General features: G+C 62.1%; 11 protein-coding genes, 1 pseudogene and 1 CRISPR repeat array. Of the genes and pseudogenes, 2 read left to right on the plus strand and 10 right to left on the minus strand.

Translation table 11 applies throughout. The features are described from left to right. Positions 1 to 6: 6 nt before the first annotated feature. Positions 7 to 3,637: a CRISPR direct-repeat array (repeat unit 28 nt; unit sequence GTTCACTGCCGTGCAGGCAGTTAAGAAA). Between the two features lie 14 nt (positions 3,638 to 3,651). Together BUB23_RS15415 and BUB23_RS15420 are read left to right on the plus strand one after the other, a co-directional pair. Further along, positions 3,652 to 4,299, plus strand: coding sequence for a HutD/Ves family protein (locus BUB23_RS15415; protein ID WP_073104538.1), 648 nt, complete (start codon positions 3,652 to 3,654; stop codon positions 4,297 to 4,299). 51 nt (positions 4,300 to 4,350) lie between these two features. Then, positions 4,351 to 4,959: a 2OG-Fe(II) oxygenase gene (locus BUB23_RS15420; protein ID WP_073104320.1), complete on the plus strand. Its 609-nt coding sequence runs from the start codon at positions 4,351 to 4,353 to the stop codon at positions 4,957 to 4,959. A gap of 39 nt (positions 4,960 to 4,998) precedes the next feature. Here BUB23_RS15420 and cuyB read toward each other — a convergent pair whose 3' ends face one another. From cuyB to BUB23_RS15470, 10 genes and pseudogenes are all read right to left on the minus strand, one after another. Further along, complete coding sequence (cuyB, locus tag BUB23_RS15425; RefSeq protein WP_073104322.1) at positions 4,999 to 5,727, minus strand: cysteate racemase; 729 nt, start codon at positions 5,725 to 5,727, stop codon at positions 4,999 to 5,001. A gap of 8 nt (positions 5,728 to 5,735) precedes the next feature. Next, positions 5,736 to 6,470, minus strand: coding sequence for an amino acid ABC transporter ATP-binding protein (locus tag BUB23_RS15430; protein WP_073104324.1), 735 nt, complete (start codon positions 6,468 to 6,470; stop codon positions 5,736 to 5,738). Between the two features lie 40 nt (positions 6,471 to 6,510). After that, on the minus strand, positions 6,511 to 7,200 hold the full coding sequence (locus tag BUB23_RS15435; RefSeq protein ID WP_073104325.1) for an amino acid ABC transporter permease: 690 nt from the start codon (positions 7,198 to 7,200) through the stop codon (positions 6,511 to 6,513). Continuing rightward, a complete protein-coding gene (locus BUB23_RS15440; protein WP_073104326.1) occupies positions 7,197 to 7,955 on the minus strand; it encodes an amino acid ABC transporter permease in 759 nt (252 codons plus the stop codon). Before BUB23_RS15440 ends, BUB23_RS15435 begins: the two co-directional genes overlap by 4 nt. Before the next feature lie 12 nt (positions 7,956 to 7,967). Beyond that, positions 7,968 to 8,867 (minus strand): amino acid ABC transporter substrate-binding protein, encoded by a 900-nt coding sequence (locus tag BUB23_RS15445; protein ID WP_073104328.1) that lies wholly within the window; start codon positions 8,865 to 8,867, stop codon positions 7,968 to 7,970. A gap of 178 nt (positions 8,868 to 9,045) precedes the next feature. Further along, the gene (gene cuyA / locus BUB23_RS15450) at positions 9,046 to 10,056 is read right to left on the minus strand and encodes a D-cysteate sulfo-lyase (RefSeq protein ID WP_073104329.1); all 1,011 of its coding nucleotides are present in this window, start codon (positions 10,054 to 10,056) and stop codon (positions 9,046 to 9,048) included. A 115-nt stretch (positions 10,057 to 10,171) separates the two neighbouring features. Then, positions 10,172 to 11,056, minus strand: a complete 885-nt coding sequence (locus tag BUB23_RS15455; protein WP_073104330.1) for a dienelactone hydrolase family protein — start codon at positions 11,054 to 11,056, stop codon at positions 10,172 to 10,174. 57 nt (positions 11,057 to 11,113) lie between these two features. Then, positions 11,114 to 11,302: a DUF3008 family protein gene (locus tag BUB23_RS15460; RefSeq protein ID WP_073104331.1), complete on the minus strand. Its 189-nt coding sequence runs from the start codon at positions 11,300 to 11,302 to the stop codon at positions 11,114 to 11,116. A 152-nt stretch (positions 11,303 to 11,454) separates the two neighbouring features. Next, positions 11,455 to 14,052, minus strand: a complete 2,598-nt coding sequence (cphA, locus tag BUB23_RS15465) for a cyanophycin synthetase (RefSeq protein WP_073104333.1) — start codon at positions 14,050 to 14,052, stop codon at positions 11,455 to 11,457. A 116-nt stretch (positions 14,053 to 14,168) separates the two neighbouring features. After that, a pseudogene (locus BUB23_RS15470) lies at positions 14,169 to 16,328 on the minus strand (cyanophycin synthetase); the annotation flags it as partial. Between the last annotated feature and the right edge of the window lie 206 nt (positions 16,329 to 16,534).

A 16,534-nucleotide genomic window follows, 5' to 3' on the forward strand; every position in this document is an offset into this window, starting at 1 on the left:
AGCGGTGTTCACTGCCGTGCAGGCAGTTAAGAAAAAGAACGCGGCCAAGGCGAACATCAAGACGACGTTCACTGCCGTGCAGGCAGTTAAGAAACATTCGGCGTCGATGTTCTCGTACAAGGCAACGTTCACTGCCGTGCAGGCAGTTAAGAAAAGGAACATCGCGGCGCGCAGCGGCGAAACGATGTTCACTGCCGTGCAGGCAGTTAAGAAAATTGGTAGGCAGCAGCGGCCCGAACTATTTCAGTTCACTGCCGTGCAGGCAGTTAAGAAAAGACCCCGTGCCTGTGTGGCGACATTGAGACTGTTCACTGCCGTGCAGGCAGTTAAGAAATTTCGCATTGAGTCACGCTCCTTTCGGGCTTCGTTCACTGCCGTGCAGGCAGTTAAGAAAATCGCCGCGGGACCATGGGGAATGGTTGGCTGGTTCACTGCCGTGCAGGCAGTTAAGAAACAGGCAAGTGGGCGGTCAAAAAACACCGAAATGTTCACTGCCGTGCAGGCAGTTAAGAAACGGATGACCTCTTGCGCGTCGGCGCACCGGCCGTTCACTGCCGTGCAGGCAGTTAAGAAAGAGGAAGATCGCCGCCAGATCGCACGGGATGAAGTTCACTGCCGTGCAGGCAGTTAAGAAAGCCGAGCGGTTGCCGGTGTTGCTGGCCGCCGAGTTCACTGCCGTGCAGGCAGTTAAGAAACTTAAACCATTCCTCAAACGCAGCACGGTCATGTTCACTGCCGTGCAGGCAGTTAAGAAAGGCGGCCTGACATCATGCGCAACTCGCCATCTTGTTCACTGCCGTGCAGGCAGTTAAGAAAAATACCGCAGTAGCTCAAGGAGACAGCTATGTGTTCACTGCCGTGCAGGCAGTTAAGAAAGGGGCGCGCTGGCAGACCGGTGGGGGAATCAAGTTCACTGCCGTGCAGGCAGTTAAGAAAATAAATTCGCATATACCCCTAAGGTATTCCGAGTTCACTGCCGTGCAGGCAGTTAAGAAACCCCAAACGGGGCTATTGTTGTTTTATATTTTGTTCACTGCCGTGCAGGCAGTTAAGAAATATGAAGAGTATAAGGCGGCACACGAAAGAATGTTCACTGCCGTGCAGGCAGTTAAGAAATCGTGGAAGAGCTTTATCTGCGCAAACATCGTGTTCACTGCCGTGCAGGCAGTTAAGAAAATCCCAAACTGTTCGCCCTGGCAGCGCCAGCAGTTCACTGCCGTGCAGGCAGTTAAGAAAGTTCATCTTGTCGCCGTAGCCGGCCAGCGTTTGTTCACTGCCGTGCAGGCAGTTAAGAAAGTTTGTCGACCGGATCGCAGAGCATGCGCTTTGTTCACTGCCGTGCAGGCAGTTAAGAAAACAAGCAATTCGGTGGTCAGCTCGGCTTACTTGTTCACTGCCGTGCAGGCAGTTAAGAAAAGTACAAGGAGCTAAACATGGACACGAATCAAGTTCACTGCCGTGCAGGCAGTTAAGAAAAGAACGGCGTGCGAGTTGGCGCGATTGGTGGAGTTCACTGCCGTGCAGGCAGTTAAGAAAGGATCGTTGCTTGCACAAGTGCTAGTTTCATCGTTCACTGCCGTGCAGGCAGTTAAGAAAATGTCATTCAAGGACGCGGCCCGAATCGCTATGTTCACTGCCGTGCAGGCAGTTAAGAAATTTCGGCAAGGGGGACAAGGGCGACCAGGGAAGTTCACTGCCGTGCAGGCAGTTAAGAAAACGGGGCGTTCGTGTTGCTGACGTGGTGACGTGTTCACTGCCGTGCAGGCAGTTAAGAAATTCCGTGATGCCCAGGGCGGCGCTCACAAACTGTTCACTGCCGTGCAGGCAGTTAAGAAAGACAGCGAACCGCGCGTGATGGAGTCGGCCAAGTTCACTGCCGTGCAGGCAGTTAAGAAATGATTCAGCGCGCGCACCAAAGCGGAATTGTTGTTCACTGCCGTGCAGGCAGTTAAGAAAATCTTGAGATTTCCAATCATCGTCTTCTGGCCGTTCACTGCCGTGCAGGCAGTTAAGAAAATATCTCGCGGCCAAGAAAAGACGAGCCAAGAGTTCACTGCCGTGCAGGCAGTTAAGAAAATTCGGTATGTGCTTTGGAGCGATCACGAGGAGTTCACTGCCGTGCAGGCAGTTAAGAAATCCCTGCTGGCCGGCCGAATGCGCCCGATGCTGTTCACTGCCGTGCAGGCAGTTAAGAAATCGAACACCGGCGACCAATCGGCGGCCTCGAAGTTCACTGCCGTGCAGGCAGTTAAGAAATTGGTGGGGGGTAAGCTGGGGTTATTCCTTTTGTTCACTGCCGTGCAGGCAGTTAAGAAATCGAACACCGGCGACCGCTCGGCGGCCTCGAAGTTCACTGCCGTGCAGGCAGTTAAGAAAATCAGGGGTGTAGACGCCGTTCACCATATTGCGTTCACTGCCGTGCAGGCAGTTAAGAAATAGATTCAAATAATCGCTGGAACCCTTCGCTAGTTCACTGCCGTGCAGGCAGTTAAGAAAGAGCGGCGCGTATGGTGCAGCGATTGCGAAACGTTCACTGCCGTGCAGGCAGTTAAGAAACGCTAGCGGCGCAGCTGGGCGCGATCAGTTCGGTTCACTGCCGTGCAGGCAGTTAAGAAAAATCGAGGTCGCATTGTCCAGGCTCGCCGTCGGTTCACTGCCGTGCAGGCAGTTAAGAAATGGGTGGAGGGTCGCCCCATCCGACGTATAGTGTTCACTGCCGTGCAGGCAGTTAAGAAATATGGCCTTATACGGGATTCCTTGCTCATCAAGTTCACTGCCGTGCAGGCAGTTAAGAAATTGCGCAGCGCACTGCAAGCCGCAGTTGATTGGTTCACTGCCGTGCAGGCAGTTAAGAAAAACTGCAATATTTCCCGTTGAGACGGGAGGAAGTTCACTGCCGTGCAGGCAGTTAAGAAACAAGGAAACGAAATGGAACCAACCAGCAGCACGTTCACTGCCGTGCAGGCAGTTAAGAAAAGATCCAGCCGCCTCCAATCTTGACTAGATATGTTCACTGCCGTGCAGGCAGTTAAGAAAGCTATGCTGGGCGTCAGCCGCAGCATGTTGTAGTTCACTGCCGTGCAGGCAGTTAAGAAATCGCCGACTGCATTACAAACCAGAGGGTCACGGTTCACTGCCGTGCAGGCAGTTAAGAAAGCCGGCTCGACTCGCGATGTCGCAGGGTTTTATGTTCACTGCCGTGCAGGCAGTTAAGAAAGTCCAGGCGCAGCGTGCGGTCATATTCATTGCGTTCACTGCCGTGCAGGCAGTTAAGAAATCAAAGGCCATCAGCGAAGCCATGCCGCAGGGGTTCACTGCCGTGCAGGCAGTTAAGAAAATCACGCACCCGCACTTTGGGCCGGATCCGGTGTTCACTGCCGTGCAGGCAGTTAAGAAAATGTCCTGGGTGCAGGACGCCTCGTTGTCCTTGTTCACTGCCGTGCAGGCAGTTAAGAAAACACCAGGCCCGTGCCTGCGACGCAATCGTCTGTTCACTGCCGTGCAGGTAGTTAAGAAAGGATGGCGTCAGCCGAACTACTACAGTGAACAGTTCACTGCCGTGCAGGCAGTTAAGAAAGAAGTGGAAATGCCCCGATATAATGGCCTAGGGTTCACTGCCGTGCAGGCAGCTAAGAAAATTGGATGACCCACATGCCCAGACCCGCGCTTTCGACAATAGACGTGCAACTGATCCGCGCCGCGGATCTCAAGCCCGTGCCATGGAAAAATGGCTCGGGCATTACACGCGAGATCGCGGCGCAGCCTCCGGGGGCCGCGTTCGACGCGTTCTCGTGGCGCGTCAGCATGGCGGATGTCGCCCAGGCGGGCCCCTTCTCGGTGTTTGAGGGAATCGACCGCATCATTGTCGTCAGGCGGGGCGGCGCCATGGTGATGAACAATACCGCCACCGGGGCAAGGCACATCCTGCGCCCGGGCGAGCCGCTGCGCTTCCCCGGGGAAGCATCGATCGAGGCCGAGCTTCCCGACGGACCCATCCAGGACTTCAACCTTATGTGGCGGCGCGGGCGCGCCGCCGGCCGACTGGATGTCCGCAGGAGCGGCCAGCGGCTGAGCCTGGACCAGGGCAGCGCCGTGCTGCATTGCGCAGAAGGCGCGTACCGCATCGCGGCCCCGGACGCCGGCATCGCCTATGTGCTGGAAGAAGGCGACAGCTTGCGGCTCACGCTGCCCGAGGCCGCCACGCTCGGCCTGGGCATAGAACCGCTACAGGAAGGCGCGATTTTGCTTGATTGCCGCATCGGCGCCGCAAGCGCGGCGGCGGGGCGCTTGTCTATATAATAGAAACCTTTACCGTGAACGATATGCACCATACTATGACGACGGTGCCTCATGGACCCGCATGAAGCGTTTTTCGATGCGCTCGCCAGCCAATACTGGGCCGCAGCCGACGACATGATCGCTCCGGCCCTGCAGGAAAGCCTGTACCGGGCATGCCGGCAGGAATGGGACGCCAGCCATTTCCACGAAGCGCGCATCGGGCGCCAGCACAGTTCATCGCTTGCTCCCGCCATCCGCGGCGATTCCATCTGCTGGCTCTCGCCCGGCCAGGCCAGCCCGGCGGCTGACAATTTCCTGCTCTGGGCCGACGCGCTGCGGCTGGACCTGAACCGCCAGTTCTATGCCGGCCTCAATAGCGCGGAATTTCACTTCGCCCGGTATTCCGAAGGCCGCGGCTACAAGAAACACCTGGACCAGCACCAGAACAATCCACAGCGGCGCATCTCGCTGGTGCTGTATCTGAACCGGCAATGGGCGAGCGCGGACGGCGGCGAACTCTGCCTGTACTCGCCCGACGACAGCGGCCGGGAAATCCAGCGCATCCTGCCGCAGCCCGGACGGCTGGTGCTGTTTCGCAGCGACCTGATACCGCATGAAGTGCTGCCTTGCGGGCAAGCCAGGTGGAGCCTGACGGGCTGGTTCCGCAATGACCGGCCCTGAGGCCGGCCGCGCCGTGGAAAGGCGAGGTTGCGCTATGCGCTATGGCTTCCCGGACTGATGCCAGTCAATGGCGGCCAGCGCCAGGGCGTCGATGGAGTCGCTGATCGTCACGCCCAGTTGCGCGCGCAAGGCATGCGGCACGGCCAGGGGGAGTTCGGTGCAGCCGAAAACAATGGCGTCGGCGCCACGGTCCTGCAGCAGCCTTGCGCAATCCACGGCGGGCGCGTAGGCCTGGTCGATGCGGTTGGCCTTGACATGCAGGATGGAAGGAGTGCAGAAACGCTCGAGTTCGTCGTCGGCCGGCGTTATGCAGTCATAGCCCTGCTCGCGCAGGGCCTGCTGGTACAGCCCCAGCTTCAAGGTGACCGCCGTGCCCATCAGGCCGATACGGCCGCGGTCTATGCCATGGCGGCGCAAATCGGCTATCACCGCCTGCACGATATGCAGCAGCCTCACTCCGGCCGCGGCGGCCAGCTCTTCATACCAGAGATGCGCCGTGTTGCAGGGAATGGCAATGGCCTTGGCCCCGAGGCGCTCCAGCTGGCCCAGGCCATGCGCCATCCAGGGGAAGGGATCCGCGCCCTGTTTCATGTAGCCCGCCGGCCGGTCCGGCACGCGCGGGTCGCTCCATAGAATGGCGGGAATATGCTGCTGCTCGGTCCCGGCCGGCGTCAGGGCCGTCAGGCGAGCCATGAAGGCGGCTCCCGCCATCGGGCCCATGCCGCCCAGCACGCCCAGGAAACGGCCGTCGAATTCGCCCTGCTTCATGGCTGCGCTCAGTGGTGGAGAATCTTGGACAGGAACAACTGGGCGCGTTCGGAACGGGCTTCCAGGTTGCCGAAGAATTCTTCATTCGTGCAGTCTTCGACTATCCTGCCGACGTCCATGAAGATGACCCGGTCGGCCACCTTGCGCGCGAAGCCCATTTCATGCGTGACGACCATCATGGTCATGCCCTCGCTGGCCAGGTCCACCATGACGTCGAGCACTTCATTGACCATTTCCGGGTCCAGCGCCGAGGTGGGCTCGTCGAACAGCATGGCGATGGGGTCCATGGCGAGCGCCCGGGCGATGGCCACGCGCTGCTGCTGGCCGCCGGACAACTGCCCGGGGAATTTGTCCTGGTGCGCGCGCAGGCCGACGCGGTCCAGAAGGCTCGCGGCCCGGGCCGCGGCTTCGCCCTGGCTGCGCCCCAGCACCTTCACCTGGGCCAGCACCAGGTTCTGGGTTACGGACAAGTGCGGGAACAGCTCGAAGCTCTGGAAGACCATGCCTATGCGGGCGCGCAGCTTGGGCAGATCCGTATCGCGCGCGCCCACCGAAATGCCGTCCACGATGATTTCCCCTTTCTGGAAGGGCTCCAGGCCATTGACGGTCTTGATCAGGGTGGACTTGCCCGAGCCGGACGGCCCGCAAACCACCACCACTTCGCCATGGGCGATCCGGGTGCTGCAGTCATCCAGCACTTGCGTAGCCCCGTACCATTTGCTGACGTGCTTGATTTCTATCATTTCAATTCCAACATTTCAATTCAAACCACCGGTCCGGCCGTTAGCGCGCTATGCGCGTGCGCTGCTGCAGGTAGCGCACAAAAAGCGATGCGCCATAGCTGATGATGAAATACACCACGGCAACGAATAAATACATTTCAATCAGGCGTCCATCGCGCTGGGCCACTTTGGTGGCGGCGCCCAGGAAATCGGTGAGCGAGAGCACATAGACCAGCGAAGTGTCCTGGAACAGCACGATGGTCTGCGTCAGCAGGATGGGGGTCATGTTGCGGAAGGCCTGCGGCAGGACCACATTGCCCATTACCTGCCAATAAGTCAGGCCCAGCGCCGAGCCGGCCGCCACCTGGCCGCGCGGCACCGACTGTATGCCCGCCCGCATGATCTCGCAGAAATACGCCGCCTCGAACAGGGTGAACGTGATCAGGGCCGAGGTGAAGCCGCCCACCGATACCGGCCGGCTGGCGCCGGTAATCCATGCGCCTATGTAGGGCACCAGGAAATAGAACCAGAAAATGACCAGGATCAGCGGCAGGGCGCGCAGCAGGTTCACGTAGAGCCCGGCCACCGCGGCCAGCGGCCGTATGCCCGACAGCCGGCACATCGCCAGCAGGGTGCCCAGTATCAGGCCGCCTGTCGCCGACATGGCCGTCAGCTGCAGGGTGAACACCATCCCGTCGCGGAACAGGTAGACCCAGGACCGTTCGATGACATTGAAGTCGAAGCCGTTCATAGCGTGATCTCGGGGGCGGCGGACGCCGCGGCGATGAAGCCGGGCACGGCCAGCCGCCGTTCCAGCATGCCCATGCCGTAGACGACCACCAGGTTGAGGATCAGGTAGAACAGGGTCGCCATGGCAAAGGTTTCGAAGACCTGGAAGCTGAATTCCTGCATGGAGCGCGCGGCGCCGACCAGCTCGAACAAGCCTATGGTGAAGGCGACGGACGTATTCTTGATGAGGTTCAAAAGCTCCGAGGTCAAGGGCGGCAGGATGATGCGGAACGAGGTAGGCAGCAGCACATAGCGGTATACCTGATGCGGCTTGAGGCCCAGCGCGGTGGCCGCCATCTGCTGCCCGACCGGCAGGGACTCGATGCCGGCCCGCACCTGTTCGGCCACCCGCGAAGAGGTGTAGAACCCCAGGCACAGCACGGCGGGAATGAAAATCCCCCAGGGCGGGGCGACATCCTTGATGGCGTCCCCGATCGCGCTGGGCACGAGTTCGGGGATGACGAAATACCACAAGAACATCTGCACCAGCAGCGGCACATTGCGGAACAGCTCGACATAGGCGGTGCCCAGCCGCCTGGCCCAAGGAAGATTGGTGGTTCTGGCGACCCCGACGGCTGTGCCGAAAGACAAAGCCAGCGCCCATGACAAGGCGGCGGTTCCAACAGTCCAGGCCAGGCCGTAGAGCAAGGTGTCCAGATAGGTGCCGCCGCCCGGCGCCTGATTGAAAAAGACGAGCCAGTTCCAGTTGTAATTCATGCGTATGACTACTTACTTATAGTCGTTTGGATCAGGCGAATCGGTGGGGTGGGCAACCACGCGCTTGAGCTGGTCGCTCATGGGCCAGTTGAGATTGACGTTCTTGGGCGGCACGGGCGACTCGAACCATTTCTTGTACATCGTGGCGAGCGTGCCGTCCTTCATCATGGCGATGATCGCATCGTCCACGACCTTCTTGAACTCGGGGTCGTCCTTGGGTTCCATGATCGCATAGGGCTCGACGGTGTAGGCCTTCTTGCTGATCGCCCAATCGGCGGGGTTGCGCGAGGTGGCCACCAGGCCCGCCAGCAGGATGTCGTCCATGAAGAAGGCCGCGGCGCGGCCGTTGTTGACGGTCAGGAAGGCCTCGGCATGGTCTTTGGTGGGGATGATTTTCATGCCCAGCTTCTGTTCATCGTTGGCGTCGGTAAGCCACCTGATATTGCTGGTCCCGGCGGTGGAGACGACGGTCTTGCCTTTCAGGTCGGCGAGATCGTTGTAGCCCGCCGATTTCTTCGATACGAAACGGGTCGCCGTGACGAAAGTCGTCGGCGCGAAGGTCACCTGGGCCTGGCGCTCCTGATTGTTGGTCGACGAGCCGCAGTTCAAGTCCACCGTGCCATTGGCCAATAGGGGAATGCGGGTGGATGAAGTCACCGGCACCAGCTTGACATTGATTTTGTCCATGCCCAGCTTGGCTTTCACCGCCTCGATGACGCGGTAGCAGATGTCCATGGAGTAGCCGATGGGCTTCTGGCTGTCGTCCAGGTAGGAAAACGGAATGGAGGTATCCCGGTGGCCCAGCGCGATTTCGCCGCTGGACTTGATTTTGTCCAGCCTGCCGTCGGCATGCACAGGGGCGATGACGGCCAGCGCCAATGCCGCGCAACAGAAAATTACGGATTTCTTCATAGCTGAACTCCTTGGTGGGTTAGTGTCCTGTTTGGCTAATTCGAGTGCACGAACTAACCAAACAGGACACTAGGGAAACGAGTCTACCGTGTCATGACAGATGATAAAGCGTTTCTTCCAGAAAGAAACCAACGCATTTTCTCGTTTTCCCTGATAAGGCCGGAAGACGGGGCTGGAATCAAGCCTGACCTGAAAGCGCCTGCCGATAGCCGAACAGGCCCACCGACCCGCCGGTATGGATGAACACGACGTTCTCGCCCTTCTTGAAATGGCCCGAACGGATCAGGTCGATGAGCCCGGCCATGCCCTTGCCGGAATATACCGGGTCGAGCAGTATCGCCTCCAGGCCGGCGGTAAGGCGCAGGGCTTCCAGCATGGAGTCAGTGGGCACGCCGTAGCCGGCCCCGACGTAATCCGAATTGGCCACGACGTCCGCGCGCTCCACCGATGCGGCGGGCAGGCCCATGTAGTCGACGGTGGCCTGCACCAGCTTCCAGACGTTTTCTTCCTGCTGCTGCCTGGCGGCGCGCACGCTGACGCCGTAAACGGGTATGCCGCTATTGCTGGCGCGCAGGCCCACCACCAGCCCCGCCTGGGTGCCGGTGCTGCCGGTGGCGTGCACCACATGGTCTATGCGCACGCCCGTTTCGAAAGACTGGTTCAACAATTCCTGCGCGCAGCCGACATAGCCCAGCGCGCCGACGGGATTGGAGCCTCCGCCGGGAATGACATAAGGCTTGTGGCCGGCGCCGCGCAGTTCGGCGGCCAGGTCTTCCATTGCCTGCTGCATATTGCTGCCCGCCGGCAGGCGCGCCACGATCTCGCCGCCCATCAGGCGATCCAGCAGCACGTTGCCGGATTCTTCGTATTCTTCGTTGGCGCCGGCGACCCGCTGCTCGAGCAGGATTTTGCATTTCAGGCCCAGGCGCGCCGCCGCGGCCACCGTCTGGCGAGCGTGGTTCGACTGGACCGCGCCCTGGGTGATCAAGGTGTCGGCCCCCTGCTCCAGCGCCTGCGCCGCCAGGAATTCGAGCTTGCGGGTCTTGTTGCCGCCCGAGGCCAGCCCGGTGCAGTCATCGCGCTTGATGTAGAGATTCGGGCCGTCCAGATGCCTGGTGAGATTGGGCATGAATTCGAGCGGCGTCGGGAAATGGCCCAGGCGGATGCGGGGAAAGGCGGCAAGATGCATAGTGATGGTTCGACTCCAAGCTTGGGGAAAATTCCGTTATCGTACCGGCGGCCGCGCCCTTTGCCTACCATTACATTATTGGAAGCTTATGCAGCGCCGGCCCGGACGGGCGGCCTTATGATTTCAGGGACTTGTCCAGCCATTGCAAGGCGCGCGACCAGCCGTCCTTGGCCGCGTCGGCCCGGTAGCTGGGGCGGTAATCGGCGTGAAAGGCATGCCCGGCGTCCGGATAGACCACAAAGGTGGAATCCTGCGACGCGTCATCGCCCTTGGCCAGGGCCTGCTTCATGGCATCGATGGAATCTTGCGTGATGCCCGCGTCCTGTCCGCCGTACAGCCCCAGCACGGGGCCGTTCAGCTTGGTGGCGATATCGATGGGCTGGGTCGGATGCAAGGGGTCGGCATTGCCCACCAGCCGGCCGTACCAGGCCACCCCGGCCTTGACCTTGGGGTTGTGCGCGGTGTACAGCCAGACTATCCGGCCGCCCCAGCAAAAGCCGGTGATGCCCAGGCGCTCGGCATTGCCGCCATTCTGGGCCGCCCAGGCCACCGTTGCGTCCAGGTCGCCCAGCACCTGCGCATCGGGCACCTTGTTCACCACTTCGCTTATCAGCCGCGAAACCTCGGTATACCGGGAGGGGTCCCCCTGCCGCGAATAGAGTTCGGGCGCAATCGCCATATAGCCTTCCTTGGCCAGGCGGCGGCAGACATCCCTGATGTATTCATGCACGCCGAAGATTTCCTGGATGACCAGGACGACCGGCAGCCCGGTCTTGCCATCGGGCGCCGCCCGGTATGCCGGAACGCTGCCATCGGCCACCGGCACCTTGATTTCACCCACTACCAGGCCCTTCGCATCGGTCTTGATGGCGGTTTGCGCGGCGACCGGGCCCGCGGCCAGGGCAAAGCCGCCGGCCAGGGAGGTCACGATGAAGTCCCGCCTGCTCAGGGCTAGCGGCGGCAACAGGCTGTCAAAATCGGTATCGGGCGAACGGCTCATGGGGATCCCCTTCAAAAAGAAAGCCGGCACACGCGCAGGGGCGGGGCCGGCATATGGCTAGGACTCGGATTTGTGTTCGGGCTTGCCTTTGCGCTTGGTGGAAGCCAGATCGTCGAGTTCTTTTTCGCTCATGGATTTGTACATGGACTTCGATGGGCCCTTGAGCTCGCCCACCTTCGTTTCTCCGCGCTTGGCCGACAGGGCGGCGCCCGCCGCTTTTTGCTGGGCCTGGGATTTTGCTGGCATGATGAACCTCCTGGCATTGGATCCTGGAATGTCTACGGTCTCATTATTCCTGTGCATGGCCGGCATTTCAACCCGCCAGACAGAGAAAATAACACGTAAGCATATGCCATGCCCGGCCAGGCCGGAAAACTTGTGCGCGCACGGCGGCCGCGCTAGGCTTTCAGCGCCTCCCGGACGCCCTGTTCCTGCGCGATGCGCAAGGCGATGTGCGCGAGCGCTTCCTCGACCCGGTCGACAAGAATCAGGCACAGGTCGCCCTCCTCCAATTGCCCGAGAGCCGTGTCTATCGCCAGGAACTCGCCGCGCACATCCTGTATCCGCGTGGTCCGCTGCGCATGGGCCAGGCCCTCGCGCAGCAGGGCCACCACTTCGCCGTCGCCGCGGCCGCGCTGGCACATGTCCTGGTACAGGATCACATCGTCGAAGGCGTCGCCCAGGATCTCGGTCTGGCGGCGTATATCCACGTCGCGCCTGTCGCCGGCCCCGCTGATGACCACCGAACGCCTGGCGGCGGGCATGGTGTCTATCGCCTGCACCAGGGCCAGGATGGCGTCGGGGTTATGGCCGTAGTCCGCGATCAGGGTCGCGCCGCGGTAGGAAAATACGTTGAAGCGGCCAGGCGCCGTTTCGGCATCGCTCACAAAGGAAGCCAGGCCGGCCTGCACGCAGTCCCAGTCCAGTCCCAGCGCCCATGCGGCGCCCAGGGCCGCCATGGTGTTTTCGACCTGGAAGCCGATGGCGCCATTGCGGGTCAGGGGAATGGCGTCCAGGGCGAAACGCCGCTCGAAGCCGCCTTGCGCCAGGACAATGGCGCCATCCTCGACGCACACCACGGGGCGGCCCTGGGCGCGATGCGTCGCCAGCACCGGATGATTGCGGTCGCTGGAAAAGAAGGTGACGGCGCCGGGACAGTTCTCGGCCATGGCGGCAACGATGGGATCGGCCGCGTTCAGCACGGCGACCCCGTCGGCGGCCACGTTCTCCACAATCACGCGCTTGACGATGGCCAGGTCCTCGACGGTGCTGATATAGCTCAGGCCCAGATGATCGCCCATGCCCACATTGGTCACGACGGCGACGTTGCAGCGGTCGAAGCCCAGTCCTTCGCGCAATATGCCGCCCCGGGCGGTTTCGAACACCGCAGCGTCCACATCCGGGTGCAGCAGCACGTTGCGCGCGCTGCGCGGGCCGCTGCAGTCGCCGGTATCGATGCGCTGGCTGCCGATATAGACGCCATCGGAATTGGTCATGCCCACGCGCCGGCCGCTGCCGGCGATCAGGTGGGCGATCAGGCGCACGGTGGTGGTCTTGCCATTGGTGCCGGCTACCGCCACCAGCGGGATGCGGCCGTTCTCGCCTTCGGCGAACATGTCGTTGACGATCGCTTCGCCGACATCGCGGCCCTTGCCGAAAGACGGGCTCAAATGCATGCGCAGCCCGGGCGCGGCGTTGATCTCGACGACGCAGCCGCCTTGCTTGTCCAGCGGCTCGTAGACATTGTCGCTGACCAGGTCCAGGCCGCAGACGTCCAGACCGACCATCTGGGCGGCGGCGACCGCGCCAGCCGCCAGTTCCGGGTGCACGTGATCGGTAACGTCGGTTGCCGTGCCGCCGGTGCTCAGGTTGGCGTTATTGCGCAGGGTCACCAGAGCGCCTTTCTCGGGGATGGAGCCGGCGGCATATCCCTGCGTGGCCATGGTGGCCAGCGCGATATCGTCCAGCTTTATCCTGGTCAGCAAAGTGCCATGGCCTTCGCCGCGCTGCGGATCGGCATTGATCAATTCGACCAGTTGCGCAATGCTGCGCTCCCCGTCGCCCGTGACTTGAGGCGGGTCGCGCCGCGCCGCGGCGACCAGCTTGTCGCCCACCACCAGCAGGCGAAAGTCGTGGCCCGGGAAGTAGCGCTCCACGATGACGTCCGAACCGCGGGCTTCAGCTCCCGCATAGGCGGCCAACACCTGCTCGCGGCCCTGCACGTTGACCGCCACGCCCTTGCCCTGGTTGCCGTCGCGCGGCTTGATCACCACGGGACCGCCGATCTCGCAAGCGGCGGCCCAGGCATCCTCGGCGCTGCTCACGCAGCGCCCGTCGGGCACCGGCACGCCGGCCGCCGCGAGCAGGGTCTTGGTCAATTCCTTGTCCTGCGCGATCGCCTCGGCGATCGCGCCGCTGCGGTCGGTCTCGGCGGCTTGGATGCGGCGCTGCTTGCTGCCCCAGCCGAATTGCACCAGGCTGCCCCGCGTCAGCCGCCGGTAGGGAATATCGCGCTTGAGCGCCGCCTGCACGATGGCTCCCGTGCTGGGGCCCAGGCGCTCGTCCTCGTTGAGCGCGCGCAGCCGCGCCAGCGCGCCGGCCACATCGAAAGGCAGGTCCTGCATGGCGGCCAGGCATAGCGCCTCGGCCAGTTCGAAGGCCAGCCGGCCCACGGCTTCCTCGCTGTATTCGATGACGACTTGATAAACGCCCGGATCTATCGTCAGCGAAGTGCGGCTGTAGGTCAGCAGGCAGCCCACCCTGGTCTGCAGGCACAAGGCGGCGGACGCCAGGGCATGCGCAATCGAATTGGGCTGTTCCTGGCCGGGCGGCTTGAGGATATCGATATCGGGAAAGCGGGCGCGCATGCGGGTTTCAAAGGCGTCCATGTCGCCGATGACGCACTCCGCCTCGGTGCAAGCCACGATGGCTTCAATGACGGTTTGGCGGCACCAGAGATTGGGGCCGCGCAGGGCTCTTACACGTGAAACTTCCATCAGCCAGACTTCCTTATTGCCACAAATGCCGCTAGGGCCGGGTTTTGATCTTGTCGGCGGCGCAGGCGTCAGGCCGGCGCTTCCAATGCCGTCGGCGCACTTTCCGGGAGAAAGCCGACGGACTCGGCCTCAAAGGCTTCTATGCCGGCGCGGATCAGCTCGGCGCCTATGCCCAGCGCCCAGGCCGCGGCCACTGCGGCCAGCACATTCTGGATCTGGAAGGCCAGCAGCCCGGCATTGGTCAGGGGCACGGAGGAGGTCTTGGAGAGCAGAATTTCATCCGGCCCGTGGGCGAGGACGATGTGTTCCTGGCGCACGAAGACAGCGCGGCCGCCCTGGTCCCGGTGCTGGCCAATAACGGCCGAGGCCGCATCCATTCCGAAGAAAATGACTTCGCCGTCGCACAGAGGCGCCATGTCGGCGACCGCCTGGTCGTCCGCATTGAGAACCGCCACGCCGCCCGGCAGCACCACGTCGACCTGGGTGCGCAAGACCTTGGCGACGTGTTCGGCGTCTTGAACGTAGTATTCCGGGAAAGCCTGCGCCGGGTCCAGGTTGGTGACCACGCCCACCTGGCAGCGGTCGTAGGCCAGGCCTTCGCTCAGGATGCTGCGGCAGCCGTTTTCAATGACCGCCGCATGCACGGCGCGGTTGAGCAGCACGCGGCGCCCCGCGGCCCAGTTGGCGCCATCGGTCTTCTGCACGTGCCGGCGCGCGAAAAAGAGCCCGGCGCCGCAGGCCAGGCCGGTGTACAGGCCGCTCAGCTGCAGCAGGTTCGCGACCAGGCAGGCGACCGTGGTCTTGCCTTTGCTGCCGCTGATCCCGACGATGGGGATATGCCCGGTGTCGCCATCGGGAAACAGATGGTCGACGATGGCCCGGCCCACAGGGCGCGGCTCGCCGGCGGCCGGCTTCAAGTGCATCAGCAGGCCCGGCCCGGCATTGACTTCGACGATCGCGCCGCGCTGGCCCGCCAGGGGCTGCGCAATGTCCTCGGCGACCAGATCGACGCCAGCAATGTCCAGGCCCACCACTCTGGCGGCCAGCGCCACGGTCGCCGCCACGCTCGGGTGCACCATATCGGTCACATCGATCGAGACATTGCCATTGCGCTGGATCAGGACCCGCCTGCCCGCGGCGGGAATCGAATCGGGCAGCAGGTTCTGGCGCCTGAGCTCCAGCATGGCAGCCGAATCCAGGCGTATGAAGTTCAGCGGGTGGTCTTCGTCGCGCCCGCGCCGCGGGTCGGAATTCAACTGGCTTTCTATCAGGGCCTGCACCGTGCTGGCGCCGTCGCCCACCACTGTGGCGGCATCGCCGCGCGCCGCCGCCACCATGCGGTCGCCCACCACCAGCAGGCGATGCTCGTCGCCGCGGATAAAGCGCTCGACCACTACGCCGCTGCCTTCGTCGACGGCGATGGCGTAGGCCGTTTCGATTTCGGCCCGGGTCATCAGGTTGGTGAAGACGCCGCGCCCATGGTTGCCATCGCAGGGCTTGACCACCACCGGCAGCCCGATGGCCTCGGCCGCCTCCCAGGCTTCATCCACGGTTTCCACCAGGCGCCCCTCGGGCACCGGCACGCCGCAAGCCTGCAGCAGGCTTTTGGTCAGGTCCTTGTCGCGGGAGATGCTTTCGGCGATTGCGCTGGTGCGGTCGGTTTCCGCCGTCCAGATGCGGCGCTGGCGCGCGCCATAGCCCAGCTGCACCAGGTTGGCTTCGCTCAGGCGTATGGTCGGAATGTCGCGGTCATCGGCGGCATCCACGATGCACGCGGTGCTGGGCCCCAGGCGCAAATCGTCGGTAAGCTCGCGCAATTGCTCGATGGCGCCCGCCACGTCGAACGGCCGGTCTTCGATCGCCGCCATGACCAGATCGCGCGCCGCGTAGAGCGCCGCCTTGGTCACCGGTTCATGCCAGGCGCGCACTATCACCTTGTACACGCCGCGCACCGGGGTCTCGCGCGCGCGGCCCAATCCGCCGGGCATGCCCGCCAGGTTCTGCAATTCAAGGGTGACGTGTTCCAGGATGTGGGCCGGCCAAGTCCCTTGCCGCAGGCGCTGCAAGAAACCGCCGCGCTCGCCCACGCTGCAGCGGTGCTCGACCAGGGACGGCAGCCAGCCGCTGAGGCGCTCGTAGAACCCCGGTATGGTGTTGGATGGATAGTTTTCCAGCTCGCCGATATCGACCCATGCCTCGATGACTGGCCGATAGGCCCAGATATTCGGCCCACGCAGAGACATCATGCTGATGAATTCTATGTATTTCTTTTGCATCTGGAATGTCGAAGGATGTGCCGCGCGGGAACGAAGAAAGGGGGATGAAGCGTATTTAACGGCAATTATTGAGCCAAGTGTTTGCCAAGCCTGCTTAAAGAGAAGAAAATTGCAATGCCAGACGCAAAAAAACCACACTAAAATCCGTCCTCCTTACACAGCAAGACTCTTCAACGTGACAATAGCGCCCCATCCCTTTATAAGTC

Source organism: Pollutimonas bauzanensis (genome assembly GCF_900129885.1).
Lineage (GTDB): Bacteria > Pseudomonadota > Gammaproteobacteria > Burkholderiales > Burkholderiaceae_B > Pollutimonas > Pollutimonas bauzanensis.

Bases quoted from the DNA above. Each gene is read 5' to 3' on its own strand.
- BUB23_RS15415 (WP_073104538.1), top strand. From the start codon at position 3,652: ATGCCCAGACCCGCGCTTTCGACAATAGACGTGCAACTGATCCGCGCC.
- BUB23_RS15420 (WP_073104320.1), top strand. From the start codon at position 4,351: ATGGACCCGCATGAAGCGTTTTTCGATGCGCTCGCCAGCCAATACTGG.
- cuyB (WP_073104322.1), bottom strand. From the start codon at position 5,727: ATGAAGCAGGGCGAATTCGACGGCCGTTTCCTGGGCGTGCTGGGCGGC.
- BUB23_RS15430 (WP_073104324.1), bottom strand. From the start codon at position 6,470: ATGATAGAAATCAAGCACGTCAGCAAATGGTACGGGGCTACGCAAGTG.
- BUB23_RS15435 (WP_073104325.1), bottom strand. From the start codon at position 7,200: ATGAACGGCTTCGACTTCAATGTCATCGAACGGTCCTGGGTCTACCTG.
- BUB23_RS15440 (WP_073104326.1), bottom strand. From the start codon at position 7,955: ATGAATTACAACTGGAACTGGCTCGTCTTTTTCAATCAGGCGCCGGGC.
- BUB23_RS15445 (WP_073104328.1), bottom strand. From the start codon at position 8,867: ATGAAGAAATCCGTAATTTTCTGTTGCGCGGCATTGGCGCTGGCCGTC.
- cuyA (WP_073104329.1), bottom strand. From the start codon at position 10,056: ATGCATCTTGCCGCCTTTCCCCGCATCCGCCTGGGCCATTTCCCGACG.
- BUB23_RS15455 (WP_073104330.1), bottom strand. From the start codon at position 11,056: ATGAGCCGTTCGCCCGATACCGATTTTGACAGCCTGTTGCCGCCGCTA.
- BUB23_RS15460 (WP_073104331.1), bottom strand. From the start codon at position 11,302: ATGCCAGCAAAATCCCAGGCCCAGCAAAAAGCGGCGGGCGCCGCCCTG.
- cphA (WP_073104333.1), bottom strand. From the start codon at position 14,052: ATGGAAGTTTCACGTGTAAGAGCCCTGCGCGGCCCCAATCTCTGGTGC.